Origin of the sequence: Tatumella terrea (genome assembly GCF_039523755.1) — a bacterium.
Taxonomy (GTDB): domain Bacteria; phylum Pseudomonadota; class Gammaproteobacteria; order Enterobacterales; family Enterobacteriaceae; genus Tatumella; species Tatumella terrea.
In genome coordinates, this window is the sequence record NZ_BAAAFX010000011.1 from 120,895 (window position 1) to 146,199 (window position 25,305).

The 25,305-nt window shown below is 52.0% G+C and carries 28 protein-coding genes; 16 read left to right on the top strand and 12 right to left on the bottom strand.

Annotated elements, in window-relative coordinates; translation table 11 throughout:
- Window positions 1–29: 29 nt before the first annotated feature.
- The 5 genes from ABD035_RS07230 to ABD035_RS07250 form a co-directional block, all read right to left on the bottom strand.
- Window positions 30–1,274 (bottom strand): valine--pyruvate transaminase, encoded by a 1,245-nt coding sequence (locus tag ABD035_RS07230; RefSeq protein ID WP_343868917.1) that lies wholly within the window; start codon window positions 1,272–1,274, stop codon window positions 30–32.
- 96 nt (window positions 1,275–1,370) lie between these two features.
- Complete coding sequence (ghrB, locus tag ABD035_RS07235) at window positions 1,371–2,348, bottom strand: glyoxylate/hydroxypyruvate reductase GhrB (protein ID WP_343868919.1); 978 nt, start codon at window positions 2,346–2,348, stop codon at window positions 1,371–1,373.
- 143 nt (window positions 2,349–2,491) lie between these two features.
- Window positions 2,492–3,241, bottom strand: coding sequence for a sugar phosphate isomerase/epimerase family protein (locus ABD035_RS07240; RefSeq protein WP_343868921.1), 750 nt, complete (start codon window positions 3,239–3,241; stop codon window positions 2,492–2,494).
- A 140-nt stretch (window positions 3,242–3,381) separates the two neighbouring features.
- The gene (locus tag ABD035_RS07245) at window positions 3,382–4,404 is read right to left on the bottom strand and encodes a LacI family DNA-binding transcriptional regulator (protein ID WP_343868923.1); all 1,023 of its coding nucleotides are present in this window, start codon (window positions 4,402–4,404) and stop codon (window positions 3,382–3,384) included.
- 85 nt (window positions 4,405–4,489) lie between these two features.
- Window positions 4,490–5,086, bottom strand: a complete 597-nt coding sequence (locus ABD035_RS07250; protein WP_343869011.1) for a DNA-3-methyladenine glycosylase I — start codon at window positions 5,084–5,086, stop codon at window positions 4,490–4,492.
- A 187-nt stretch (window positions 5,087–5,273) separates the two neighbouring features.
- Here ABD035_RS07250 and dnaT point away from each other — a divergent pair, with 187 nt between their 5' ends.
- From dnaT to ABD035_RS07275, 5 genes are all read left to right on the top strand, one after another.
- On the top strand, window positions 5,274–5,819 hold the full coding sequence (dnaT, locus tag ABD035_RS07255) for a primosomal protein DnaT (protein WP_212713562.1): 546 nt from the start codon (window positions 5,274–5,276) through the stop codon (window positions 5,817–5,819).
- A complete protein-coding gene (gene dnaC, locus ABD035_RS07260) occupies window positions 5,819–6,559 on the top strand; it encodes a replicative helicase loader DnaC (RefSeq protein ID WP_212713561.1) in 741 nt (246 codons plus the stop codon). Before dnaT ends, dnaC begins: the two co-directional genes overlap by 1 nt.
- A gap of 123 nt (window positions 6,560–6,682) precedes the next feature.
- Entirely contained in the window at window positions 6,683–6,913 is a 231-nt protein-coding gene (gene pptA / locus ABD035_RS07265; protein WP_212713560.1) for a tautomerase PptA, read from the top strand.
- Between the two features lie 158 nt (window positions 6,914–7,071).
- Complete coding sequence (gene ssuE, locus ABD035_RS07270; protein ID WP_343868926.1) at window positions 7,072–7,629, top strand: NADPH-dependent FMN reductase; 558 nt, start codon at window positions 7,072–7,074, stop codon at window positions 7,627–7,629.
- A gap of 234 nt (window positions 7,630–7,863) precedes the next feature.
- A complete protein-coding gene (locus ABD035_RS07275) occupies window positions 7,864–8,526 on the top strand; it encodes an epoxyqueuosine reductase QueH (RefSeq protein WP_343868928.1) in 663 nt (220 codons plus the stop codon).
- A gap of 83 nt (window positions 8,527–8,609) precedes the next feature.
- On the opposite strand, the gene hemB is transcribed toward ABD035_RS07275, so the two are convergent.
- The 4 genes from hemB to ABD035_RS07295 form a co-directional block, all read right to left on the bottom strand.
- A complete protein-coding gene (hemB, locus tag ABD035_RS07280; RefSeq protein WP_212713557.1) occupies window positions 8,610–9,593 on the bottom strand; it encodes a porphobilinogen synthase in 984 nt (327 codons plus the stop codon).
- A 126-nt stretch (window positions 9,594–9,719) separates the two neighbouring features.
- Window positions 9,720–11,225 (bottom strand): glycine betaine/L-proline transporter ProP, encoded by a 1,506-nt coding sequence (gene proP / locus ABD035_RS07285; RefSeq protein ID WP_343868930.1) that lies wholly within the window; start codon window positions 11,223–11,225, stop codon window positions 9,720–9,722.
- A gap of 385 nt (window positions 11,226–11,610) precedes the next feature.
- A complete protein-coding gene (locus ABD035_RS07290; RefSeq protein ID WP_212713555.1) occupies window positions 11,611–12,168 on the bottom strand; it encodes a DcrB family lipoprotein in 558 nt (185 codons plus the stop codon).
- Window positions 12,169–12,289: 121 nt separating this feature from the next.
- Entirely contained in the window at window positions 12,290–12,946 is a 657-nt protein-coding gene (locus tag ABD035_RS07295; protein WP_343868932.1) for a 7-cyano-7-deazaguanine/7-aminomethyl-7-deazaguanine transporter, read from the bottom strand.
- A 208-nt stretch (window positions 12,947–13,154) separates the two neighbouring features.
- Between ABD035_RS07295 and tusA the strand changes: the two genes are divergently transcribed.
- Entirely contained in the window at window positions 13,155–13,400 is a 246-nt protein-coding gene (gene tusA, locus ABD035_RS07300; RefSeq protein ID WP_212713553.1) for a sulfurtransferase TusA, read from the top strand.
- A gap of 19 nt (window positions 13,401–13,419) precedes the next feature.
- Here tusA and ABD035_RS07305 read toward each other — a convergent pair whose 3' ends face one another.
- Window positions 13,420–14,049, bottom strand: a complete 630-nt coding sequence (locus ABD035_RS07305) for a lysoplasmalogenase (RefSeq protein WP_343868935.1) — start codon at window positions 14,047–14,049, stop codon at window positions 13,420–13,422.
- Between the two features lie 166 nt (window positions 14,050–14,215).
- Here ABD035_RS07305 and ABD035_RS07310 point away from each other — a divergent pair, with 166 nt between their 5' ends.
- Window positions 14,216–14,575, top strand: a complete 360-nt coding sequence (locus ABD035_RS07310; RefSeq protein WP_343868937.1) for a DUF2500 domain-containing protein — start codon at window positions 14,216–14,218, stop codon at window positions 14,573–14,575.
- 23 nt (window positions 14,576–14,598) lie between these two features.
- Here the strand turns inward: ABD035_RS07310 and ABD035_RS07315 are convergent, their stop codons facing one another.
- Window positions 14,599–14,868: a DUF1145 family protein gene (locus ABD035_RS07315; protein WP_343868940.1), complete on the bottom strand. Its 270-nt coding sequence runs from the start codon at window positions 14,866–14,868 to the stop codon at window positions 14,599–14,601.
- Between the two features lie 2 nt (window positions 14,869–14,870).
- Window positions 14,871–15,470: a 16S rRNA (guanine(966)-N(2))-methyltransferase gene (gene rsmD, locus ABD035_RS07320; RefSeq protein WP_343869013.1), complete on the bottom strand. Its 600-nt coding sequence runs from the start codon at window positions 15,468–15,470 to the stop codon at window positions 14,871–14,873.
- 243 nt (window positions 15,471–15,713) lie between these two features.
- On the opposite strand from rsmD, the gene ftsY reads away from it, so the two are divergent.
- The 9 genes from ftsY (at window position 15,714) to ugpQ (ending at window position 25,299) form a co-directional block, all read left to right on the top strand.
- On the top strand, window positions 15,714–17,306 hold the full coding sequence (gene ftsY / locus ABD035_RS07325; protein ID WP_343868942.1) for a signal recognition particle-docking protein FtsY: 1,593 nt from the start codon (window positions 15,714–15,716) through the stop codon (window positions 17,304–17,306).
- 5 nt (window positions 17,307–17,311) lie between these two features.
- Window positions 17,312–17,974 (top strand): cell division ATP-binding protein FtsE, encoded by a 663-nt coding sequence (ftsE, locus tag ABD035_RS07330; protein ID WP_025901527.1) that lies wholly within the window; start codon window positions 17,312–17,314, stop codon window positions 17,972–17,974.
- Complete coding sequence (gene ftsX, locus ABD035_RS07335; protein ID WP_212713548.1) at window positions 17,971–18,999, top strand: permease-like cell division protein FtsX; 1,029 nt, start codon at window positions 17,971–17,973, stop codon at window positions 18,997–18,999. The genes ftsE and ftsX overlap by 4 nt, the downstream gene beginning before the upstream one ends.
- Before the next feature lie 252 nt (window positions 19,000–19,251).
- A complete protein-coding gene (rpoH, locus tag ABD035_RS07340) occupies window positions 19,252–20,109 on the top strand; it encodes an RNA polymerase sigma factor RpoH (protein ID WP_212713547.1) in 858 nt (285 codons plus the stop codon).
- A gap of 230 nt (window positions 20,110–20,339) precedes the next feature.
- Complete coding sequence (gene ugpB / locus ABD035_RS07345) at window positions 20,340–21,659, top strand: sn-glycerol-3-phosphate ABC transporter substrate-binding protein UgpB (protein ID WP_343868950.1); 1,320 nt, start codon at window positions 20,340–20,342, stop codon at window positions 21,657–21,659.
- A 90-nt stretch (window positions 21,660–21,749) separates the two neighbouring features.
- Window positions 21,750–22,637, top strand: a complete 888-nt coding sequence (gene ugpA, locus ABD035_RS07350; protein WP_212713545.1) for a sn-glycerol-3-phosphate ABC transporter permease UgpA — start codon at window positions 21,750–21,752, stop codon at window positions 22,635–22,637.
- A complete protein-coding gene (gene ugpE, locus ABD035_RS07355) occupies window positions 22,634–23,479 on the top strand; it encodes a sn-glycerol-3-phosphate ABC transporter permease UgpE (RefSeq protein ID WP_343868952.1) in 846 nt (281 codons plus the stop codon). The genes ugpA and ugpE overlap by 4 nt, the downstream gene beginning before the upstream one ends.
- Before the next feature lie 3 nt (window positions 23,480–23,482).
- The gene (locus ABD035_RS07360; protein WP_343868954.1) at window positions 23,483–24,556 is read left to right on the top strand and encodes a sn-glycerol-3-phosphate import ATP-binding protein UgpC; all 1,074 of its coding nucleotides are present in this window, start codon (window positions 23,483–23,485) and stop codon (window positions 24,554–24,556) included.
- Window positions 24,553–25,299 carry a glycerophosphodiester phosphodiesterase gene (ugpQ, locus tag ABD035_RS07365; protein WP_343868956.1) on the top strand — a complete coding sequence of 249 codons (747 nt, stop codon included), beginning with the start codon at window positions 24,553–24,555 and terminating at the stop codon, window positions 25,297–25,299. The genes ABD035_RS07360 and ugpQ overlap by 4 nt, the downstream gene beginning before the upstream one ends.
- The last annotated feature ends 6 nt before the right edge of the window (window positions 25,300–25,305 follow it).

The following is a 25,305-nucleotide window of genomic DNA, read 5'->3' on the forward strand; positions in this document are numbered from 1 at the left end:
CTCTTACATAGTCAGTTAATCGATAAGAATCAACGACAGATCTGTTCCAGTTCATCGGCCAGAATAATCATTGCACGTTCGATTTCTTTATTCTCAGGAACATAGTTCATCCGCATACACTGATGCCCATGAGGCCACTCTTCCTGAAGTCCCGGGAAGAAGAAATGTCCGGGGACCATCAATACACCACGCACTTTCAGACGGTGGTAAAGTTCCTCTGTCGTCACCGGCAGATCACGGAACCATAACCAGAGGAAAATAGCCCCTTCCGGCTTATGGATCAGACAGCGCTCTTCCGGAAGATAGCGGCGAATAATCGCAATGGTTTCTGTCACCTTCTGACGATAATAAGGCCGGATCACCTCTGCAGACAGACGCAGAAGATCCTTACGACAGAGCATTTCGTTGGCGATCGCCGGGCCGATACTGCCGGGGGCCAGACTGATAATCCCGTTCATATTTCCCAGCGCGTTAATGGTGTCTTCGCCGGCAATAATGATACCGCAGCGTGCACCGGGCAGACCGAGCTTGGACAGACTCATGCACAGAATAATATTCGGATTCCACAGGGCACTGGCTTCGGTGAAGATGATCCCGGGGAAAGGTAAACCGTAGGCGTTATCGATCAGTAGCGGAATATCGTGCTGCCTGGCCAGCGTATCGAGACTGGCTAACTCTGCGTCGGTAATCACATTACCGGTCGGGTTGGTGGGCCGGGAAACACAAATCAGGCCAATATCATCCCCGACAGTCAGATTATCCATATCAATATGATATTTGAACAGTCCTTCAGGCAGCAGGGTCAGCGTTGGTCTGGCGGAAACAAACAGATCTTCTTCGAGACCGGCATCCGCATATCCCAGATATTCCGGTGTCAGAGGAAAGAGAACCTTACGTTTCTGACCGTCCTCTCGTGTACCGGCAAACAGATTAAACAGGTAGAAAAAAGCGCTCTGACTGCCATTTGTCAGGGCGATATTTTTTGCGGTGATATCCCAGCCGTGGTGTTCTTTCAGTTCTGCGGCAAGGCTTTCCAGTAATACGCTCTTACCCCGCGGGCCATCGTAGTTACATAGGGCTTCTGTTAACTGACCGCTCTGCTGCATATCGGCCAGCAACGCTTCAATATAACCTTCCATTTCCGGAATTTTGGCAGGATTCCCGCCCCCCAGCATGACTGTACCGGGAGTGCGTAAGCCTGTCCCCATATCTTCCATTAAACGGGTAATACCATTCTGACGGGTAAATTTGTGACCGAACTGAGAAAAATTCATCGCTGAAATATAAAGTTAGCCGAAGGTATCTCCACCATAACGCCCGCTATCAGCGGGCGCAATGGTAATGTGTTTTAATCTCTCCTGCGCCGTCTCTTACTTTTTGAGGGCGGAGGAATTGACACAATTTTTGTCGGTTTGGCCGGACAAAGCGGCAAGCAGATTCTCCACGCCATCCTTTTTCATGGCATATCGTGTCTCATGGGTGGCGGAACCCACATGCGGCAGGGTCACCACATTCGGCAGGGTCAGCAGTTCAGCCTGTGCCGGAACAGGTTCCTGTTCAAACACATCCAGACCGGCACCGTAAATTGCTTTCTCTTTAAGTGCACGTGTAAGGGCCTGTTCATCCACCACCGGGCCACGACCGGCATTAATCAGGATCGCGCTGGATTTCATTAGTGCCAGTTGTCCGGCGCCAATCATATGCCGTGTCTGATCGGTCAGCGGCAGAATAATGCAGACAAAATCACTCTTTTTCAGTAACTCATCCAGTTCGCAACGGGTGGCTGAGAAGCGCTCTTCAGCATCCTTATGCGCCGAACGGGCGCTATACAGTATTTCCATATCAAAACCGAAACGGGCACGTTGTGCGACGGCTTTACCGATACGGCCCATACCGACGATACCGAGGGTTTTATGGTGTACATCGATACTGAACTGTTCCGGGCCAATATTTTTGGTCCATTTGCCGGCTTTCACCCAACTGTCGAGTTCAGTCACACGGCGCGCGCTGGCCAGTACCAGAGCCATAATCGTATCCGCTACTGTGTCTGTCAGCACCGTCGGGGTGTGCATCAGTGCGATATTGCGCGCGCTTAACGCATCAACATCGAACAGATCATAACCGACTGAAATGGTAGAGCAGGCTTTCAGGGCGGGCATACTGTCGAGCAGGGTTTGATCAACTTTTCCGCCGGAACCGAGCAGTCCGACTGCCTGACGAAAGACATCGGCATGTTCAGCCACCGTCTCAGCATTCAGCGCACTGATTTCAGTGACCTGATACTGTTCGTTCAGGCGGGAGAGCAGGTCTGCGGGGAGTGACTCATAAAGTATGACAGAGGGTTTCATTCCGGTTTATCTCCATGGTGAAGTTGTAGGGTATGACTGCATACTCCGGTTCCGGCATGACAGCCATGCAGGGCCGGTATAACACGACAGGTGACCTGTCTGACGGGACGGAAGTTCAGGCAGACGGATAACCTTAAACAGGGTCAGACATGACGAAACAGGTCCACATACTGCCGGGTGACGGCCACCAGGTCGTCTCCGGTTAACGGGAATTCGATCCCCCGCGGCACATTCGCCGGGAGAGCGGTAAGCAGTGTTTGCCAGTGCTCATCGTCCGGGTCCGGGGGGACAGCGCGGAAACCGTGCTTATCTTTCCGGACAGCTTTCAGATGAATATAACTGACACAGGCTGACAGTTCCCGGCAGGCCTGGTGAGGTGACTCGCCGGTCCAGTACCAGTTTCCGGTATCAAAGGTCATTCCGGCGATGGCCTGAACCCGGCCGAAACGGGAAAAGAATTCACGCATGGCGGCAAGGGTTCCACCGTCAGTCTGATCATTTTCGACCGTGACGGGGACAGGGCTTGCCGCCAGTTTTTCTGCCAGCTGCTCCGCCGGGAGATTGCCAGCCGGATATCCGACCGAAAATTTCAGCAGGCGGGCATTCAGGGTCCCGGCCTCCGCGAAAAAGACCGGAAGATTCGGGTTAATCGTCCCGGCGGTCGTGAAAAGTGGCTCCGGAACAGAATAATAAGCCGTTAGCCCGTGTTGTTTTATCGCGGCCGACAATGCAGGTAATTGTGACAACTCCGGGGCTGAAAACAGCTCCCTGCGGATTTCAACACCGCTGGCACCGGATTGTTCAATCACCGGTAGCAGAGCTTGTTGCCCGCCTGCAGCCGCGACCTGTTGCCTGCCATAGGCTCCGGTGACTACGATAATCCCGGTACTCATCACTCCCTCCTGACATCAGTGCCCGGCAGTTTCAGCGCTTATCTGATCAGGATGGTACTGGTTCCATAACCGGCCGGTAAAGCGCTAATTTTTTCATCTCCGTAACAAAAAATGATTAACCGGACATCAGAGCCGCAGACTCACAGGGGATGGCTGGAACCGCGTACCACTAATTCACCGCTAAAAAACTGGTCGGCCGGGGCGGTATCGTTCTGTTTTATCATACTGATAACACTCTGCAGCGCACTGTAGCCTATCTGGTGGGTCGGCTGTTTCAGCGTTGTAATACCGGGCCCCGCCAGCGCAGACCAGCTCATCTCATCAAAACCGGCCAGGCCAATATCTTTACCACACTCCAGTCCTTCGGCCCGTAACGCTTTCACAACTTCGAGCGTCATTGAACCGTTAGCAGCAATGATGGCGCAGTGTTCAGGTGAGTGCCTGCGCAGAAATTCCCGCAGACATTCACCTAATTTTCCCGGCTGATTCAGGCTTATTTCTGCATTTTCGCCGCAAATATCCGGATGTTCCGCGACTGTCTGGCGGAAGGCCTCCAGCCTCTCCCGGCGGGTGTTGACACTGGCAATCGGCTCACTGAGGAACAATAATGATTTAAATCCGTTACCGGCCAGATGCCGGGTAAGCTGCTGTGCAGCCTCATGGTTTTTCAGACCAATGACATTACACTCGAAGTTATCGATTTTACGGTCTATCAATGTCATCGGTAGTCTGGACTGTAGCAACTGATTAAGTTCTTCTTCGCGCATCCCTACCGCATTAATAATCAGTCCTTCAACCTGATAACTGCTCAGTAACTGAATATAGTATTGTTCCAGTGCTACCTCATTATTGGTATTACACATTAACAATGTGAATCCGTAATCACGGCATGCAGCTTCAATACCGCACATGACCTCCACGGAGTAGGCATTAGTAATATCAGCAATGATGAGCCCGATTAACCGTGTACGGCCACGTTTCAGGCTGCGTGCCATCTGACTTGGCCGGTAATTGAGTTCGGAAATAGCCTGTTCTATCCGGGCCTTAAGGGCCGGGGATAACAGCTGTTGTTCACCATTCAGGTAGCGGGAGACACTGGTTTTCCCGGTTCCTGCGGCTTTGGCAACATCGCTTATCGTGGCGCGTGGTGGCCTGCTAGTCATTACGTCTCCTGTTTACGCTGCCTCTCACCGGCATGAGGCGCTGATTATGCCTGTCTGTCGGTATATATTCGACCCTGCCGGCCGCTTATCCGTTATCTGAAACGGCCTCCGGCGACGGTTTGTCACGGTTATCCGGATGGCAGAAGCAGTCAGTCTGATGATCGATAACCATCCCTGTTGCCTGCATAAAAGCATGGCATATGGTCGGGCCTGTAAACCTGAACCCCCGCTTTTTCAATTCCTTAGCCAGCCTGACCGATGCAGGGGTAAAGGTCGGCGCATCCTCATACCGAAGATAACGGGTGATGATGGGCTGGTGGTTAACGAAGCTCCAGACAAAATCAGAAAAACACTCACCCTGTTGTTCCATTGCCAGTAAGGCATTTGCATTACTGACCAGAGCCTCTATTTTACCGCGGTGTCGAATAATCGCAGGATTCTGTTGTAACAAATCGATATCGGCCGAAGTAAGAGCGGCCATCGCCGGTGCCGAAAATCCGCTAAAAATCTGGCGATAGGCTTGCCGTTTCTTCAGTACGGTGATCCAGGAGAGCCCCGCCTGCTGACCTTCGAGGCAGAGCATTTCAAATAATATCTGAGGGTCTTTTTGCGGGATCCCCCATTCATGATCATGGTAGTCAATATATAACGGGTCGTGAGTGACCCAACGGCAGCGTTGAATTTTCATAGCAAGGATCCTGGGTTTCCTGACAGAGATGTCATACTGACCGGCAGAAGTCACCGGGAGAAGAACAATTACATGATGTTTTTGCGATCCATGACGACAAACTTGGTACACTATAGGTATAGTCGCCCCGAGGCACCCGGGGGGGTCGGGGCCGGATAATTCTACAGAGTCAGGTTTCATCATGCCGGTTAAACTTTTATCCTCAACGATCATTGGGTTGAACGAGTTCAGCCAGGATCCGCTTTCTGCACTGCAAGGCGCCGAACGGGGAACGCTTGCGGTTTTCAATAATAATGCCCCGGTCATGTATGCACTCACGGCCGGGCGGCTGGCGGAGTTATTAGCGGCGGAGGCTGCCTTAACGCATCCGACAGATGTCGCACTGGATGACCAGTTTTTTGAGCCTTCTGCGGCGGCTATGCCGGTTTTTCGCGCACCGGCCGGCAAATTCCCTATGTATCACGGCTGGCAACCCGACGCAGATTTTCTGCGCCAGGCGGCGCTCTGGGGTATCGCGCTGAGTGAGCCAGTCAGCGATGAAGAGCTTGCGGCCTTTACCGCCTACTGGCAGGCCGAAGGCCGGGTTTTCCATCATATTCAGTGGCAGCAGAAGCTGGCGCGATCTCTGCAGACCGGCCGGGTGAATAAATTCAGCCAGACCCGCCGTGATTTGACGGAAGTGGCTGAACCGGATCGTCAGACACCAAATGGCTTCAGGGGTGAATAATGAAAACACCGGAAAATCTTTTTAGCCGATTACAACGTTTAATGCCTGATGGGGTAAAACCTAAGTTCACCCGGGGGGAAGATTTGCTGGCCTGGAACCAGGAGCAAGGCCGCCTGCGTTCAGAAGCCGTCTTTCGCGAAAACCGGGCGATGAAAATGCAGCGTATCATGGGGCGTTCCGGTATCCGTGAATTGCATATGAACTGTTCCTTTGATAATTACCGTGTGGAAAGTGAAGGACAGCGTAAAGCCCTGGCGATGGCGCGTCAGTATGCCGCGGAATTTGAACACAGTATTGCCAGTTTTGTTTTTTCCGGCCGTCCCGGCACCGGCAAAAACCATCTGGCGGCGGCTATTGGTAATGATCTTATCCTGCGCGGTAAGAGTGTTCTGATCGTGACGGTCGCTGACCTGATGTCTAACATGAAAGGGACATTTAGCGGGGGGAGCACGCTGACGGAAGAACGCTTAATTCATGACCTGAGCAGTGTTGACCTGCTGGTGATCGATGAAATTGGTATGCAGACCGAATCCCGCTACGAAAAAGTCATTATTAACCAGATTGTTGACCGCCGCTCGTCCTCCAAACGACCGACAGGCATGCTCTCTAACCTGAACCATGAAGGGATGAATGCGTTATTAGGCGACAGGGTGATGGACAGGATGCGACTGGGGAACAGTATGTGGGTGCGTTTTGACTGGGACAGCTACCGTGACCGCGTTCGCGGTGATGAATATTAATACCTCTCCCGACTTCGCCTGCCCGTCGCGGCAGGCATGATAATTTTTCTTTCTTCGCAAAATTTCCGGTGTCATTATCTGAACGACAGCCCGCCAGGGTCTTATCTGACAGAAGGATAACCGATGCCGCACATTGAAATTAAATCATTTCCCCGTGAACTGACGCCGGAGCAAACGAAAGAATTCGCCGATGCGATAACACAGCTCATGCAGCAGTATCTGGAGTGCCGTGACGGTGCCGTCAGTATTGCGCTGAAATATGTTCCCCGGGAAGAATGGAAATCGTCGGTCTGGGAGACGCAAATCGCACCCGAAATGGCACAACTGATCAAAGCCCCGGACTACCAGCTCTGAGAGCCTGCGTGCCGTCGCCGGATATCCCCGGGTATTCCGGGGGTAAGCAAAAACCGGCAATAGCTTTGCCGGATATATTATTTTTCCTGTCTGCCTCTCTCTGCCATTATTCGCTTAAATTTTCCTGCGGGTGACAGCACATTGAGAAGGGGAAAAAGATGCGGGTGATCACTCTGGCCGGGAGTCCCCGGTTTCCATCACGCTCCACGTCTTTACTGACATACAGCCAGCATATTCTGGAATCGCACGGGGTTGAGGTGATCCCGTGGAATATTCAGCATTTTGAGCCGGATGACCTGATTCAGGCACGGTTTGATGCGCCGGCAATGACGCTGTTCAAAGAAGATCTGGCCAGCGCCAGCGGTATTATTATCGCCACGCCAGTGTATAAGGCGTCTTATTCCGGTGTTCTGAAGACGGTACTGGATTTGCTACCGGAACGTGCCCTGGAGAATAAAGTGGTACTTCCTCTGGCCACCGCGGGCAGCCAGGCACATATGCTGGCGATTGATTACGCCCTGAAACCGGTACTGAGTACATTGAAAGCACGGGATATCTTGCAGGGCGTCTTTGCCGATGACAGTCAGGTCATCCAGGACGGGCCTCAGGCACGGATAGCTGACATGATTACCGGGCGACTTAATAAAGAACTGGAGACTTTCCTGCAGGCTATCCGCCGGCTAAAGGCCCCGGTGCCGGCGGCACTGGTCAGCTGATCATTCTGCCGGACGATGATAAAATACCGTCCGGCATTCTGTTACCTCCGTCTCCCACCCCGGTGTCACCTGAAATGATGGCCCGTTTTTTCATTCATTTGTGTAAAAATGGCGATTCAGATACAGCGGACTGGCGTATTGAACAGAATCCGATAACAATATGCTGTACACTTTGCATCCGGGTCTGTCCCGGATGCTGCATTTTCGCTGTTGCTACGTTTTGGAAATCTGAGTATGTCTGACGCTTTCGAAAGAAAACCACTGCCGCTGCCGGGTGGTCATAATAAAGTTTTACTGCACTCCTGCTGTGCGCCATGTTCAGGGGAAGTGATGGAAGCCATGCTGGCTTCGGGAATTGAGTACACCATCTTTTTCTACAATCCGAATATTCATCCGCTGAAAGAGTATGAACTGCGTAAAGAAGAAAATATTCGTTTTGCAGAGAAGTTCGGCGTACCTTTTGTCGATGCTGACTATGATCGCGACAACTGGTTTGAGCGGGCGAAAGGCATGGAATGGTCTCCGGAGCGCGGAGAGCGTTGCACTATGTGCTTTGATATGCGCTTTGAACGTACGGCGCTGTATGCCCATGAAAATGGCTTTCCGGTGATCACTTCGTCACTGGGCATTTCCCGCTGGAAAGACATGAAACAGATTAATGATTGTGGCGTTCGTGCTGCCGCGAATTATCCTGAAATGATGTATTGGGAATTCAACTGGCGTAAAGGCGGCGGTTCCGCGCGGATGATCGAGATAAGCAAGCGTGAGCGCTTTTACCAGCAGGAATATTGCGGCTGTATCTACTCGTTACGTGATACCAACCGCCATCGGGTCGCGACAGGCCGTGAACGTATTACGATTGGTGTACAGTATTACGAACCCGAAGATAATAAATAATCACGGGTTACCCCTGCAAAAAAGGCGTCCAAAGGACGCCTTTTTACCTGAGAAGCGTAGCCAGTCTCCCCGGATGTGTAACGTTAGCGGGTCAGAATTTTTTTCTCGGCCAAATCCAGCGCAAAATAGCTCAGGATAATATCTGCACCGGCACGTTTGATGGCACCCAGACTCTCCAGTACCACATTCTGTTCATCAATGGCGCCCGCCTGAGCCGCGAATTTGATCATCGCATATTCACCACTGACCTGATAAGCCGCCAGAGGCAGGTCTGTGCGTTCACGGATATCCCGGATGACGTCCAGATAAGGGCCTGCCGGTTTTACCATCAACGCGTCTGCACCTTCTGCCTCATCCAGTAAGGATTCACGGATAGCTTCGCGACGGTTCATCGGGTTCATCTGATAGGTTTTACGATCGCCTTTCAGCGCGGTACCGGCGGCTTCACGGAACGGACCATAGAAGGAGGACGCAAATTTTGTCGAATAAGACATAATCGCGGTGTCCGTAAATCCGGCCGCATCCAGTGCCAGCCGAATCGCTTTCACCTGTCCGTCCATTGCCGCGGAGGGTGCGATAAAATCAGCCCCGGCACGGGCAGCGGCCACGGCCTGCTTACCAAGATTGTGAAGCGTCTGATCATTGTGTACCGCTCCGTCGCAGATCACACCGCAGTGACCATGGGAGGTGTACTCACAGAAACAGGTATCTGACATGACGATCATTTCCGGCACCGTCTCTTTACAGATCCGGGACATCCGTGAGACCAGCCCGTTTTCGGCCCAACTGTCGCTCCCGGTATCATCCAGATGGTGTGAGATACCGAAAGTCATTACTGAACGGATACCCGCGTTAGCGATACGTTCAATTTCGTAAGCCAGTCGTTTTTCAGGGATACGTACCACACCAGGCATTGCGTTGATTGCCTGATAGTCATCCAGCCCTTCCTCAACGAAGATAGGCAGGACAAGATCATTCAGGCTCAGGGAAGTTTCTTTGAATAGTTCACGGACGGAGGCGTTTTTACGCAGTCTTCTCGGACGCTGTACAATAGAAAAGTCGGACATTTTTCACTCTGCACTGATTAGAAATGTTGATTCAGTGTACTCCTTTTATCACGGCGGGACGATGCTCTGTGTGCCAATTGCTTGGCAAACCTCCCCTCAGCACACTGCCGGGGGAGGAAATATACATTATTCGTTAATATCCGGATGCTGCTGAACCAGATTTTTACGTTTGGCCTCCAGACGTGCGATTTCTTCGTCGATATCTTCGATTTTATGCTCGATATTATCGTGGTGCTCCTGAAGAATTTCCCGCGCCTCTTCCAGGTCAGAGGCGGCCGGGGTGGCGCCGCTTAGCGGTTTGTTTGCCGTTTCTTTCATAAAGATCCCGGTGAATAATCCGATCACGGCAATGACCATCAGATAGTAAGCCGGCATCATCAGGTTATTACTCGCCTCGACCAGCCAGGCGGCGAGGGTGGGCGTCAGACCGGCAATTAATATAGAAATATTAAAAGCGCTTGCCAGAGCACTGTAACGGATTTGGGTCGGGAACATCGCCGGCAGGGTGGAAGCCATGACCCCGGTAAAGGCGTTGAGGATCACCGCCAGTATCAGTAAACCCGCAAAAATCAGGCCCAGAACATTACTGGTGATCAGCATAAATGCCGGGATGGCGCAGATGAACAGCGCAATACTGCCAATAATCACGAACGGACGACGTCCGAAACGGTCACTGAGCATACCCATCACGGGCTGAACAAACAGCATACCGATCATAATCGCAATAATAATCAGCACACCGTGGTCTTCGGAATAGTGCAGATTATGTGACAGGTAGCTCGGCATGTAGGTCAGCAACATGTAATAGGTCACATTTGTGGATATGACCAGTCCTACGCAGGCGAGCAGACTTTTCCAGTGCCGGACCGCAATAGACTTAAAGGAAACCTTAGGACCATCACGCAGGCCTTCACGGTCTCCCTGTTCCAGTTTTTCCACATGCTGGCGGAATGCCGGCGTCTCTTCCAGGGCATGGCGCAGATATAACCCGATAACCCCCAGCGGCAGCGCCAGAAAGAAAGGCAAACGCCAGCCCCATTCTGTGAATCGCTCGTCACCGATAATGGCAGAAATTAATACCACGACACCGGCCCCGAGGATAAACCCGATGATAGAACCGAAATCCAGCCAGCTCCCCATAAAGCCACGCTTACGATCCGGGGAGTATTCTGCAACAAAGATAGAGGCACCGGTGTATTCACCCCCGACAGAGAAGCCCTGCGCCATTTTTGCCAGCAGCAGCAGGATGGGTGCCCAGATCCCTATCGAGGCATAAGAGGGGATCAGACCGATACAGAAGGTACTGACAGACATGATAACAATGGTCACTGACAGAATTTTTTGCCGGCCAAACTTATCTCCCAGCATACCGAAAAATAATCCCCCTAACGGGCGGATAAGGAATGGTACCGAGAACGTGGCGAGAGCTGCAATCATCTGAATGCCGGGTGATGCGGAAGGGAAAAAGACTTTTCCTAAGGCATAGGCGACGAATCCGTAAACCCCGAAATCGAACCACTCCATAGCATTCCCCAGCGATGCAGCCGTAATTGCTTTACGTAGCCGGGTGTCATCAATAATGGTGACGTCATCAATCCCGATGGGTTTTATACGCTTCCTACGTAATTTCATATGCATACCTGTATTTTGTTCATAAACGGTCAGGAAGGTCGCCCGGCGATGAGTGTAAGTAAATATTACCGGGGCAGTAAGCATAATGGCTACTCAGCATTTCGGCGCATCCTGGCGGACAATAAAACCGCAGAGCGGTTATTGTCATGCGGCCATAAGTATAACTTTAATTTATGGCGGAAGTCATGGGTGGTCAGAAAACAGGCAGCACGTGTCTGACGGATTCCGGCACCGGACGCACGAAAGACTTTCTTTATTTTATGATTAATAAGGTTTTATTTTTTTATGCAGGCGGGGTGGGGCGGGGAGTTTAGCGATAGTCCGACAGGGTTAAGGGTGTTTATCACGCTTTGCCATAAGAAAACGTGATAAACACGGGGAAGGATCAGTTAAGGGTGATGGTCTTAACAATATCCTCAGCCGTCGTCTGCGACTGTGCCTGATTATCGGCCGGTAATGAAATCTGCAGAGTCACCAGTTGACCGCCGACTTTAGTCATGACGACCGTAGACCAGTTAGTCTGATTTTTCGCAGAAATTACCGTATCGAGTTGCTGTGCCGGCTGACCACTCAGAGTGATCGCTTTATCAGACACCACCTGTAACTGTGGATCGCGGTTACGTTGCTGCTCTTCCAGGCGCTGTGTCAGTACGTCCAGTCCGTCACTGGTTTGGGAACCGACGATCACGATAACCGCCTGCTGGCCATTACTGTTGGCATACACGTGCATATTGTTGGTCGTTGTACCCAGCTTACCTGTCTGATCTGTCATACCTGACGGCAGGGTAAAACTGAGTTTGCCTGCTGGCAGAGTAATGGTTTGTGCTGCCTGCTGTGAAGCTGCCGCACTATGATTGTCAGAGGTATCGTCTTTCTTCTGGTCACAGGCGGCCAGGCCGATGACCAGCAATCCGACACTGAGATATCTGATAAATTTACGCATCTGAATTCCTTTTAATAGTCCACATCAGTGATCACAACGAAAACGGAAAAGAAAATCAATCTGTTGTTTGTCACCAAATCTTAGCTGCTCTTATGACCAGGGTCATTCAGCATCGGCTGAATCATGCCGTTTTGCCTTGCATATTTCCGGAAAGCTTTTTTAGCAGGGTATTCAATAGGATACCATAGGCAGGCAGGAAGAATACCATACAAATCAGTATCTTATAGCTATAGTCGGCCAACGCGATTTCGACCCAGTGTTGAGCCATAAACAGATCGCTGCTGTGGTAAAAGGCGATAGAGAAAAAAGCGAAGGTATCGCTGATATTACCGAAAAACATCGCAGCCGCCGGGGCCAGCCACCAGCGGGAAAGCCGACGCAGACGGTCGAACACATGAATATCCAGCAACTGACCCAGGACATAAGCCATAAAGCTGGCCAGGGCTATGCGGGCAACGACGATATTCAGATGTTGCAGCGCATCACAGCCCTGCCAGCTTCCCTGATAAAACAGGCAAGAGATCAGGTAGGAAATCAGCAGTGAGGGCAGCATTGCCAGGAAAATAATGCGCCTGGCCAACGGAGCACCGAAGATCCTTACCGTCAGATCGGTGGCAAGAAAGATAAACGGAAAACTGAACGCTCCCCAGGTGGTATGAAACCCGAAGATATTTACAGGCAACTGCACCAGGTAATTACTGGAAGTAATAATGAGTAAATGAAAAACCGATAATACAATGCGCGCACGCAGACGCTGGCGGGAATTAAACGCAATCATGTCAGACCTTTTTAAGTGGGGGTGAGGGAACCCATTAATTCAATGATGAGTGTACCGATGAACGATCGCTCATGGAACCGTGGCGGTGCCACAAGGCGGCGCATATTACCTGCTTAACCGGGTAATGCAAGGGGAAGGGGCGTCGGGAATTGTCTGTCCCTGTGACCGGAGGTAGAATAGTCCTCCGTAATAATAATCAGAGAACCCCATGAGTGAGCTTTTTAGTCAGGCCAACCATACCCTGGATACGCTGGGTCTGCGCTGCCCCGAGCCGGTGATGCTGGTGCGTAAAACTATCCGTCATATGCAGGAAGGCGAAACCCTGCTCATCGTGGCGGATGATCCCGCGACCACACGCGATATCCCGGGGTTCTGCCGCTTTATGGAGCATACGTTACTGGCGCAGGATACCGCGCAGTCACCGTTTCGCTATCTGCTCCGCAAGGGCGTCTAATCACCCGGCTGACCGGAAGCTAAAAGACCCACAGCGAGCGGACTATCATAAAATGTCCGATAATAAATAATGCCTCGCAGATGGCGCGGTCTCCGGCGAAACGGCGACGGAAAAGGCTGACCAGTCCGCAAATATGTGCCAGTAACAGTAAATCTGCGCCCGCCATCAGAGATAACGTTTCATCGGTCTGATGGCTGAAATATTGCAATGACGCAGCCCAGCACATCACCAGTGTCATCGTCAGCATTGTACATACCGGCCAGCGCAACTCTTCCAGCCGGCTCCAGATAATCCCCAATACGACGAGGCCGATGACCAGTAACGTCAGCGGTACCGGCCAGCAGACACCGAAAGAAATCCCGCGGGTCAGGTTAAGGGTATACAGCAAAGAAGAAAGGAACATCGCGCCAAAGGCATATAACAGTTGCCGGCGGGAAAGCATGGACAGCAGGCTGCCGGCCATCGCCGCGATCAACCCGGCGGGAATAAAGTAATCGACCACCGAACGGGTCGGTGCCTGCCAGGCCCAGGCCAGCATCAGTAAAAACGTCACCGGTTTGAACAACCAGCGTTGCCAGCGGGGCCCCCGGTAGGAAGCATCAATATAAAGCCAGCCGGAAAACAGCACTGCAAAAAATGACCAAAGCATATTTTCTTCCTTAATCCTCTTTAAATCTGGCCGGGAGCGGAGAATACTGTGATGACTACGGCTCCGTTTCGCCACTGACATTGCTCAACGATTATTACTGTGATCGGCAAAAAATGCAGGCAAATGATGCGGATTTTTCAAAAAGCGATTTTGTAAGGATGACCGGATGACCAGACCGCCGCTGATTTTTATTATTGTCATTGTTGCCATTGCGTTGCTGGCCGGGCATCAGTTTTTCAGACAACGGGATGAAACCGCTAAAAATGATGCCTCCCCGGTCGTGACTCAGCAGGCGGTTATTGTCAGTAAGCGCGAATACCCTTCTCCGGACCGGCATTCCCGGCAACGTGAGGTGATCGCCGGCGAAACCCTCCGCTATGAGATCACCTTCCGTCGCGAGCCGGTAGGCGAAACCTTTACCGTGCCGGTGAACGAAGCGCAATATAATGACTGCATTCCCGGCACTACCGGGGCTTTACGTATGCAGGGAACGCGCTTTATCAGCTTCACGCCGGGGACGCATTAATCCCCGACCGATCCTTAATGCACTTATTTACCGGGGTAGTTTTTCTTCTGCCAGGAAAGCAGTTCGAATACCCCGAAAAAGAAGATTTTTAGCTGGGTATATCCGCTAAGTGCCGGGGCATCTTTGGTCTGTGTGGCACGCAGCAATACCAGCTGCAGGCCATGCATGACCACCATAAAAAATAATGCCACATCAATGAAATACTTCAGAGGCTTCGGTGCGGGATGAACAATATTCATCAGCAAAAAAAGCCAGACGAAAACCATCAGGATACGTCCGCCAATGACCCACATATTTATTCTCCTTGCCTGTCAGAAACGCAACGTTGATATAGCCGGTAAGCCACCTGCCCTGCGACTTTTTCACGGTGCAGTCGCCAGCTGGCAGGCACCTCAGGGGGCGCATGTTCGGTCTCGCATTCGATATAAATCATGGCTTCTGCGGACAGCCAGCCTTTACTTTCCAGCAGAGTGAGGGTGTCACTCAGCAGGCCCTTACGGAAGGGCGGATCCACGAAGACGATATCGTACGGCTCTCCGGGGCTGTTCAGCCATTGTAATGTATTGCCCTGAACCACATGACCCTGTGTCGTTTTAAGGGTCTGCAGATTGGAGGTTAGCTGTCGGGCGACGGCAGGATCCAGTTCCAGCAATGTGACGTGGCTGGCATAACGGGAGAGGGCTTCAATACCCAGAGCGCCACTGCCTGCAAAACAATCCAGACAACGTGCCTGTGCCATCTCCGGGGCCAGCCAGTTAAACAGTGTCTCCCGAACCCGATCGGTCGTCGGGCGAAGCCCGGCACTGACCCGCACCGGCAGTTTTCTGCCGCGCCATTGTCCGCCAATAATGCGTACCTGTCCGGCACTTGCCGGCCCCCGGGAATGTTTATTCATATTCATCACAACTCTTCATAATTTGTGGCTTAGTTTAGCGGGCACTGGCGTGATAAGAAACGGTAAAAAAGGGTGCTGTAATGCAATGCCTGGAAAATGATAGACTATCAGACCATGCGTTCGCGATACCTGACGGCAGCATAAAACTGGCAGGTATTTGATAAATTAAACAGAAGTCCCGAATATCTCTGTACGGAAGGGGTTCATCTTCCTGGTTCGGGCCGAAAGGAGTGTTGCTGCATAATGGCAAAAGAAAAAAAACGGGGCTTTTTCTCCTGGCTGGGCTTTGGTCGTGATGAAGAGAAAAATGCAGAGCCTGAAGAACAACAAAAAGAAACAGCGGATGTGACCGCTGAACCAGGCGTCCCTGCAGAACCTGAACACGTACCGGACCTCCCGGCAAAGGAAGAGGCAGCCGGGGAGGATGAGAGCACACCGAAACCTGTGGCCGGGGAGCCTGCGGAGGCAACGCTTTCCCTGCCTGAGGCGGTAGACGAGCCCCGGGTGCATGACGCAGCGCCTGATGAGACTAAGGCCGTTCACGAGACAGAACCTGACAGGGCAGAGGTGCCGGAAAGCAAACCGCTGATCTCTGACGCCGATAAAGCGGCACTGTCTGAGCCGGTAGAACCGGAATTACCGGGTACCATTATTGAACAACCGCAGTCGGTAGCGCCGGTCACTCAGAGTATTACCACTCCGGCGATTGAACGCGTGGAAGCCGAACAGCCGACCCCGGAAGCCGCCCCTGACATTCCGCCGGCGACGGAAACTAACGACGGGCAACTCGTTGAACAGCCGGAACTGATCGAAGACGTGCCGGAAACCCCGGCGGAATCGTCTAAGATTAGTCCGGAAGAGAGTGAAGAGACCGTTGCAGAAACAGGCATTATTACCGAGCAGGAACGACCTGCCCGTGAAGGTTTCTTTGCCCGTTTAAAACGCAGTCTGGTCAAAACACGACAGAACCTCGGTACCGGTTTTATCGGGTTGTTCCGCGGAAAAAAAATCGACGACGACCTGTTCGAAGAGCTTGAAGAACAACTACTTATCGCCGACGTTGGCGTTGATACTACCCGTAAAATTATCAGTAACCTCACCGCTCAGGCAAGCCGTAAACAGCTGCGCGATGCTGAAGCGCTGTATGGCATTCTGAAGCAGGAAATGTCTGCTATTCTGGATAAGGTCGAGCAACCGCTGGATATTGAAGGAAAAACACCGTTTGTTATTCTGATGGTCGGTGTCAATGGTGTGGGTAAAACTACCACTATCGGTAAGCTGGCTCGTCAGTATCAGTCGGAAGGAAAATCGGTCATGCTGGCCGCCGGGGATACTTTCCGTGCCGCCGCGGTAGAGCAGCTGGAAGTCTGGGGACAGCGTAACAACATTCCGGTCGTATCCCAGCATACCGGTGCGGATTCAGCATCGGTGATTTTTGATGCCATTCAGGCCGCTAAATCCCGTGGTATTGATGTCCTGATTGCGGATACCGCAGGCCGGTTACAGAATAAATCGCACCTGATGGAAGAGCTGAAAAAGATCACTCGTGTGATGAGTAAACTGGATGACAGTGCTCCGCATGAAGTGATGCTGACCATTGATGCCAGCACAGGGCAGAACGCCGTCAGCCAGACTAAGTTATTCCATGAAGCGGTAGGCCTGACCGGTATTACACTGACTAAGCTGGACGGTACAGCGAAAGGGGGAGTGATCTTCTCTGTGGCAGACCAGTTCGGTATTCCTATCCGATTCATCGGTGTCGGAGAAAGCATCGATGATTTACGGCCATTTAAGGCCGGCGATTTTATAGAGGCATTGTTTGCCCGAGAGGACTAATTTGGATGATTCGCTTTGAAGAGGTCAGTAAAGCATATCTGGGAGGACGCCAGGCGCTTCAGGGCGTAGATTTTCATCTGCGTCAGGGAGAAATGGCGTTTCTGACCGGTCATTCCGGGGCAGGTAAGAGTACCTTACTCAAGCTTATCTGCGGGATCGAGCGCCCCAGTGCCGGACAAATCTGGTTTAGCGGACATAATATAACGCGTTTACGCAACAGCGAGGTGCCGTTTCTGCGCCGTCAGATTGGCATGATCTTCCAGGATCACCATCTGCTAATGGACAGAACCGTGTATGACAACATTGCTATCCCGTTAATTATCTCCGGTGCCAGCGGTGAAGATATTCGCCGCAGGGTCTCTGCGGCTCTGGATAAAGTTGGCCTGCTTGATAAAGCGAAGAGTTTCCCGATTCAGCTCTCCGGGGGTGAACAACAACGTGTCGGTATTGCCAGAGCCGTTGTCAATAAACCGGCATTATTGCTGGCGGATGAACCGACCGGTAACCTCGATCACGCATTATCGGAAGATATACTGCGCTTATTTGAAGAATTTAATCGCGTCGGTGTCACTGTCCTGATGGCAACTCATGATATGTCTCTTATTTCCCGTAGGAATTATCGTGTTATGACCCTCAGTCAGGGACGATTACATGGGGGAGTGGCATGAAGTTTGGCAAGGGTAATCAGGTAAACCGCCGGGTTAAAAAAGCACCGGCCGCGGCCGCCCGGCCCCGGGCGAAGCCAAAACCTAAACGGGTGTCGAAAGAGAAAGCACTGCGCGGTGGCTGGCAGGAACAATGGCACTATGCCTGGCGCGGAATGTTGTCCGATATGTTACGCCAGCCATTGGCCACCCTGTTGACGGTCACGGTTATTGCTATCTCACTGACGCTGCCGAGTGTGTGTTATATCGTGTGGAAGAACGTCGACCAGGCGGCGAACGAATGGTACCCGGCGCCGCAGCTGACGGTCTATTTGTCGAAAACACTGGATGATGATGCTGCGCAGAATGTGATTAATCAGCTGAAACAGACCGACGGTGTGGAACATGTTGATTATCTGAGTCGCGAAGAAGCCCTGAACGAGTTCCGTAACTGGTCCGGATTCGGCGGCGCAATGGATATGCTGGAGCAGAACCCCCTGCCGGCGGTGGCGATCATTACGCCAAAACTCAACTTCCAGAATTCAGACACCATGAATACATTGCGTGATCGGGTGGCGAAAGTGAGTGGTATTGACCAGGTACGTATGGATGATAGCTGGTTTGCCAGATTATCCGCCTTAACGGGTCTGGTCGGTCAGGTGGCACTGATGATTGGGTTACTGATGGTGGTGGCGGTGTTCCTCGTCATCGGTAATAGCGTCAGGCTCAGTATCTTTGCCCGCAGAGATACCATCAACGTACAGAAACTTCTCGGTGCGACGGATGGTTTTATCTTACGACCCTTTGTTTATGGCGGTGCCATGCTGGGCTTGTCCGGCGCCGTTGTTTCGCTGATCCTCTCCGAGATCCTGGTGTTCCGCCTTGAATCGGTTGTGTCTCATGTGGCGAGTGTCTTCAGTACGTCCTTTGATTTGAAAGGATTTTCATTCGACGAGGCCCTGCTGCTGCTGCTGGTGTCGGCCATTGTCGGCTGGATTGCCGCCTGGCTTGCGACGGCACAACATTTACGCCGTTTTACACCCCAGTAATCCGGAGAAATGTTTTTTTGCTATACTTATCCTCTGTTGCCATGTGTCGGGGAGCAGAGGATAATTTCCCCGCTGTACCTCCGGTGTCCCGTCAGAACTATTCACATTAAAGAATGAACCTGTGGATAACTTTAGTGTCTTACTGATTAATAGCACGCATTGCTTTCGATCTTTAGACATGGCTGACATAATAAAGACGCCGGTTGTGGTAAGGATCAGGCAATATTTTTCAATAATTCTGAGAGGGTTTGAATGACCAAAGAAATGCATGCTTTAGCTATTGCTCCTCTGGGTAATCTGGATGCATATATCCGGGCCGCGAACGGCTGCCCGATGCTGACAGCCGACGAGGAAAAAGCGCTGGCTGAACGGCTGCATTACCAGGGCGATCTGGATGCAGCGAAAAAGCTGATCCTGTCACATCTGCGCTTTGTGGTTCATATTGCTCGTAATTATGCAGGTTATGGCCTGCCTCAGGCGGATCTTATTCAGGAAGGTAATATCGGCCTGATGAAAGCGGTACGCCGTTTTAATCCGGAAGTGGGTGTGCGTCTGGTTTCCTTCGCAGTCCACTGGATCAAAGCAGAAATCCACGAATACGTGCTGCGCAACTGGCGTATCGTGAAAGTGGCCACCACGAAAGCTCAGCGTAAACTGTTCTTTAACCTGCGTAAGACTAAACAGCGCCTCGGCTGGTTTAATCAGGATGAAGTCGAAATGGTTGCCCGTGAACTGGGCGTCAGCAGCAAAGATGTCCGTGAAATGGAATCACGGATGGCTGCCCAGGATATGACATTTGATCCGACGCCGGATGACGAAAGCAGCGAAGGGAAATCGATGGCCCCTATGCTGTATCTGCAGGATAAAGCGTCTGACTTTGCTGACGGCATTGAAGAAGATAACTGGGAAGCGCATGCGGCTGATAAGTTGAGCGATGCGATGCAGGGTCTGGATGAGCGTAGCCAGAATATCATCCGTGCCCGCTGGCTGGATGAAGACAGCAAAACAACGTTGCAGGAACTGGCCGATCAGTATGGTGTTTCCGCAGAGCGTGTTCGCCAGCTGGAAAAGAATGCCATGAAAAAATTGCGGGTGGCTATCGAAGCCTGATCCGGATAATTTTACAGAAGGGTGGCCTGGTGGCCGCCCTTTTTTATTGTCTGGTAGCCGGGGCAGCGCAATTGATCGAGCCTGATGTTTAACAGATTCCCCGTTCTGCCGGGAGTCCTGTCATTCTTTAGTCATATAACTGACATCTTTAATTAATTTTTCTGTCATTTTCCCGTGTCATTTTAGCTCGCGAATCTCTTAGCGGACAGTTAATGCCACAGGATAAAACTATGTCAGCAATAAAAATACGTCACTATGCAGCAGGGTTGTTACTGGCCTCCGGCCTGAGTAGTAATGCATTTGCAGTCACTGAAATACCTTTCTGGCACTCCATGGACGGCGGGCTGGGGACAGAAGTCAACTCCCTGGCTCAGCGTTTTAACCAGCAACATCCTGACTATAAAATTGTCCCTGTCTATAAAGGGAATTATGAACAAAGTCTGGCGGCAGGCATTGCGGCCGTGCGTGGCGGAAATGCGCCGGCCATATTACAGGTGTATGAAGTCGGCACCGCAACCATGATGGCCTCCCACGCCATTAAACCGGTTTATCAGGTGTTCAAAGATGCCGGGATCCCGTTTGACGAAAAGCAGTTTGTACCGACCATTGCCGGCTATTATTCCGAGGCGAAAACCGGGCAACTCCTCTCGGAACCGTTCAACAGTTCAACCCCGGTGCTCTATTACAACAAAGATGCTTTCAAAAAAGCGGGTCTGGATCCTGAAAAGCCGCCGGTGACCTGGCAGGAACTGGAAACAGATGCAGCGGCATTACGTAAGTCCGGAATGAATTGTGGCTATGCGAGTGGATGGCAGGGCTGGATCCAGCTTGAAGAGTTCAGCGCCTGGCACGGTCTGCCTTTCGCTACAGAGAATAATGGCTTTGATGGCACCGACGCAAAACTGGTGTTTAACGGACCGGAGCAGATCCGTCATATTGAAATGCTGGAACAGATGAATAAAGCCGGGACGTTCACCTATTACGGTCGTAAGGATGAATCTACCGCGAAATTCTATAGTGGTGAATGTGGTATGACGACCGCTTCGTCTGCCTCTCTGGCCGATATTCGCCAGTACGCCAAATTTAACTTTGGTGTCGGCATGCTGCCTTACGATGCAACAGACAAAAAAGCCCCGCAGAATGCCATGATCGGCGGAGCCAGCCTGTGGGTGATGCGCGGTCAGAGCGCTCAGACGTATAAGGGCGTGGCCGAATTCATGAAGTTCCTGGCCGAGCCTGCGATTGCGGCAGAATGGCATCAGAAAACCGGTTATCTGCCCGCCACAGAGGCGGCTTATGACCTGACCCGCCAGCAGGGATTCTATAAACAGAATCCGGGCGAAGATATTGCCATGAAACAGATGCTGAATAAGCCGCCTCTGCCTTTCACTAAAGGCTTACGTCTTGGCAATATGCCGCAAATCCGTACGGTCATTGATGAAGAGCTGGAAAGCGTCTGGACGGGCAAAGAAACCCCGAAAGTTGCGCTGGATAACGCGGTTAAACGTGGAAATCTGCTGCTGGAACGTTTCCGCCAGCAGGTTCAGTAACCCCGGTATCAGCGATACCCTCTCAGGCCTCACCGTCAGGCGGGCCCGGGAGGGTAGCTTTTATCGTCTTACCGCCTGAGGTCTTCGATTATGTCATCTTCCCGCCCCGTATTTCATCAGCGCGTTCTGCCTTACCTGTTGCTGCTGCCACAGCTGGCGGTCACGCTGATTTTCTTCATCTGGCCGGCCAGTGAAGCGCTATGGTATTCACTTGAAAATCTGGATCCCTTCGGATTTTCTTCCCGCTTTGTCGGGCTTGAAAACTTTTATGAACTGTTCCGGGATCCGTATTACCTGGACTCCTTCCGTACGACGATCATTTTCAGCGGTCTGGTGACGGGGATAGGCCTGGTCATTTCACTGCTATTTGCAGCGCTGGTAGATCATGTTCTGCGCCTGAAGAAGTTTTATCAGATGTTACTGCTGCTGCCCTATGCCGTCTCGCCGGCGATAGCGGCCGTACTCTGGATGTTCCTGTTTAACCCCGGCATGGGGGTGCTAAGCCATGCGCTGCAATGGATGGGCTATAACTGGAATCATGCACAAAATAGTGGTCAGGCGATGGTTCTGGTTGTCCTGGCATCAGTCTGGCAGCAGTTAAGCTATAACTTTCTGTTTTTCTTCGCAGCATTACAGGCGATTCCCCGTTCTTTAGTCGAAGCCGCAGCGCTGGACGGCGCCGGGCCGGTACGCCGGTTTATCAATCTTTCTTTGCCATTGATCACCCCGGTAAGTTTCTTCCTGCTGGTCGTCAATCTGGTCTATGCCTTCTTTGATACTTTCCCGGTGATTGATGCGGCGACCCAGGGCGGTCCGGTGCAGTCCACCACGACCCTGATTTATAAAATTTATCGTGAAGGTTTCACGGGGCTGGACCTGAGTGCCTCGGCGGCTCAGTCGGTGGTGTTAATGGTGATTGTCATTCTGCTGACGGTCGTTCAGTTCCGGTATATTGAACGTAAGGTGCGCTACCAATGATAGAAAATCGTCGTGGTCTCGATATCTTCAGTCACATCATGTTATGGCTGGGTATTCTGACCATTCTGTTCCCTGTTTATATCGCGGTGGTTGCTGCCAGCCTGGATAACCATGAGGTCTTCCAATCCCCGATATCGTTGCTGCCCGGCAGCCATCTCTGGCAAAACATTCACACCATCTGGACGCAGGGCGTCAGTTCCGGTAGCCCGCCTATTGGCCATATGTTACTCAACAGTATGATTATGGCGTTAGGTATCACGGTCGGTAAAATTTCCATTTCGATCATCTCTGCGTTTGCGCTGGTCTGGTTTCGTTTTCCGCTGCGTCAGTTCTTTTTCTGGATGATCTTTATCACGCTGATGTTACCTGTCGAAGTCCGCATCTTCCCGACCGTGGAAGTGGTGTCACAGCTGCATATGCTCAACAGCTATAACGGGTTGATATTGCCGATGATGGCATCGGCCACGGCCACGTTTTTGTTCCGGCAGTTCTTTCTGTCCTTACCGAATGAGCTGATTGAGGCTGCCCGTATTGATGGCGCCAGCCCGATGCGCTTCTTTTTTGACATTGTATTGCCATTATCCAAAACCAATCTGGCAGCCCTGTTCGTGATTACCTTTATCTATGGCTGGAACCAGTATCTCTGGCCCTTGCTCATTACCAGTGATTCACGGATGAGCACCGCTGTTGCAGGTATACGCGGAATGATTTCGCTGGGGGATGGCGTGACACAGTGGAACCTGGTGATGGCAGCGATGCTGCTGACCCTTATTCCGCCGTTGCTCGTCGTGATTATTATGCAGCGTGCCTTTGTGAAAGGCCTGGTAGAAAGTGAGAAATAAGTTATGGCAAGTGTACATTTTCAGGCAGTAACAAAATCGTATGATGGCAAAAACCGGATCATTCAGCCGCTGAATATTACGATTGAAGAAGGCGAATTTATGGTGATGGTCGGCCCTTCCGGCTGCGGAAAGTCGACCTTACTGAGAATGGTGGCTGGCCTCGAAACGGTCAGCTCCGGCGATATTTATATTGATAATCAGTGTGTCACTACCCTGGAGCCGAAAGATCGCGGTATTGCGATGGTGTTTCAGAATTATGCGTTATACCCGCATATGACGGTTGAGCAGAATATGGGGTACGGACTCCGTATCCGGGGGATGGCTAAAGAACAGATCCGCCAGAAGGTCCTGCAGGCAGCCCGTAGCCTGGAACTGGATACCTTACTGACCCGCCATCCCCGTGAATTATCGGGAGGGCAGCGTCAGCGGGTTGCGATGGGACGGGCCATTGTGCGCGAGCCATCGGTGTTCCTGTTTGATGAACCTCTTTCTAACCTGGATGCCCGCTTACGGGTACAAATGCGGCTGGAGTTGCAGCAACTCCATCAACGGCTGAGAACAACCAGTCTTTATGTGACCCATGACCAGGTAGAAGCCATGACACTGGCCCAGCGTGTCATGGTGATGAATAAAGGCATTGTTGAGCAGGTCGGAACGCCGGTCGAAGTCTATGAAAAACCGGCAACGACCTTTGTTGCGGCCTTTATCGGTTCACCGGCCATGAACCTGCTGCCAGGGAAAATCAGCGCTGATGGCCGGGACATTATCCTCGACCCGCAGTGCCATCTTCCCCTCAGCCAGCAGCAGCCCGGTCTGGCCAACCGGCAGATAACCTTAGGGGTCCGCCCGGAACATATTAAACTCCGTTCCCGGGAAGAGGGCGGAGTGCCGATGCAGGTTGAAACGCTGGAAATCCTCGGGGCTGATAACTTAGTCCATGGTAAAATCGGGGAACATCGTCTGGTGGTCCGTTTACCTCATGAGCAACGTCCGCAGCCCCGGTCATTGCTATGGCTGGAGTTTCCGCTGACTGCCCGGCACTATTTTGACACCACTACAGGACAACGTCTGGAATGAAAACTCAGCCCTGGCCTTACCCGCCCATCGTGGCTCATCGCGGTGGCGGAAAACTGGCACCGGAAAATACCCTGGCGGCTATCGATGTCGGGCACCGTTACGGGCATACCATGATCGAATTTGATGCAAAACTCTCAAAAGATCATCAGGTCTTTTTGCTGCACGATGACACCCTGGAACGGACAACCAGTGGTCAGGGGATTGCCGGACAACAGGACTGGGCAGCATTATCGACGCTGGATGCGGGGCGCTGGTTCAGCGATAGCTTCAGAAATGAACCCCCGGCGCTGCTGGCACAGGTCGCTGAACGCTGCCGGCAGTATGGGATGAAGGCTAATATTGAAATAAAACCCACCACCGGGCAGGACGAGCTGACCGGTCGTGAAGTTGCTCTGGCAGCCAGAACACTCTGGCAGGGGCAGGTCGCTCCCTTACTGTCGTCATTTTCACCTCAGGCCCTGGCGGCTGCCCGGGATGCGGTACCGGAACTGCCCCGGGGGTTGTTACTGGATGAGTGGCAGGACGACTGGCAGGCTCAGACGGATGAGCTGGGTTGTGTCGCCCTCCACCTCAATCACCGGTTACTGGATGAAGTGCGCACCCGACAGATTAAAGCCGCCGGGTTACGTATTCTGGTGTACACGGTGAATGACCCGCAGCGAGCCCGGGAGCTTCTGCGGTGGGGTGTCGATATGATCTGTACCGATTGTATTGATGTTATTGGCCCCGGTTTCAGCGCATAAAACGCC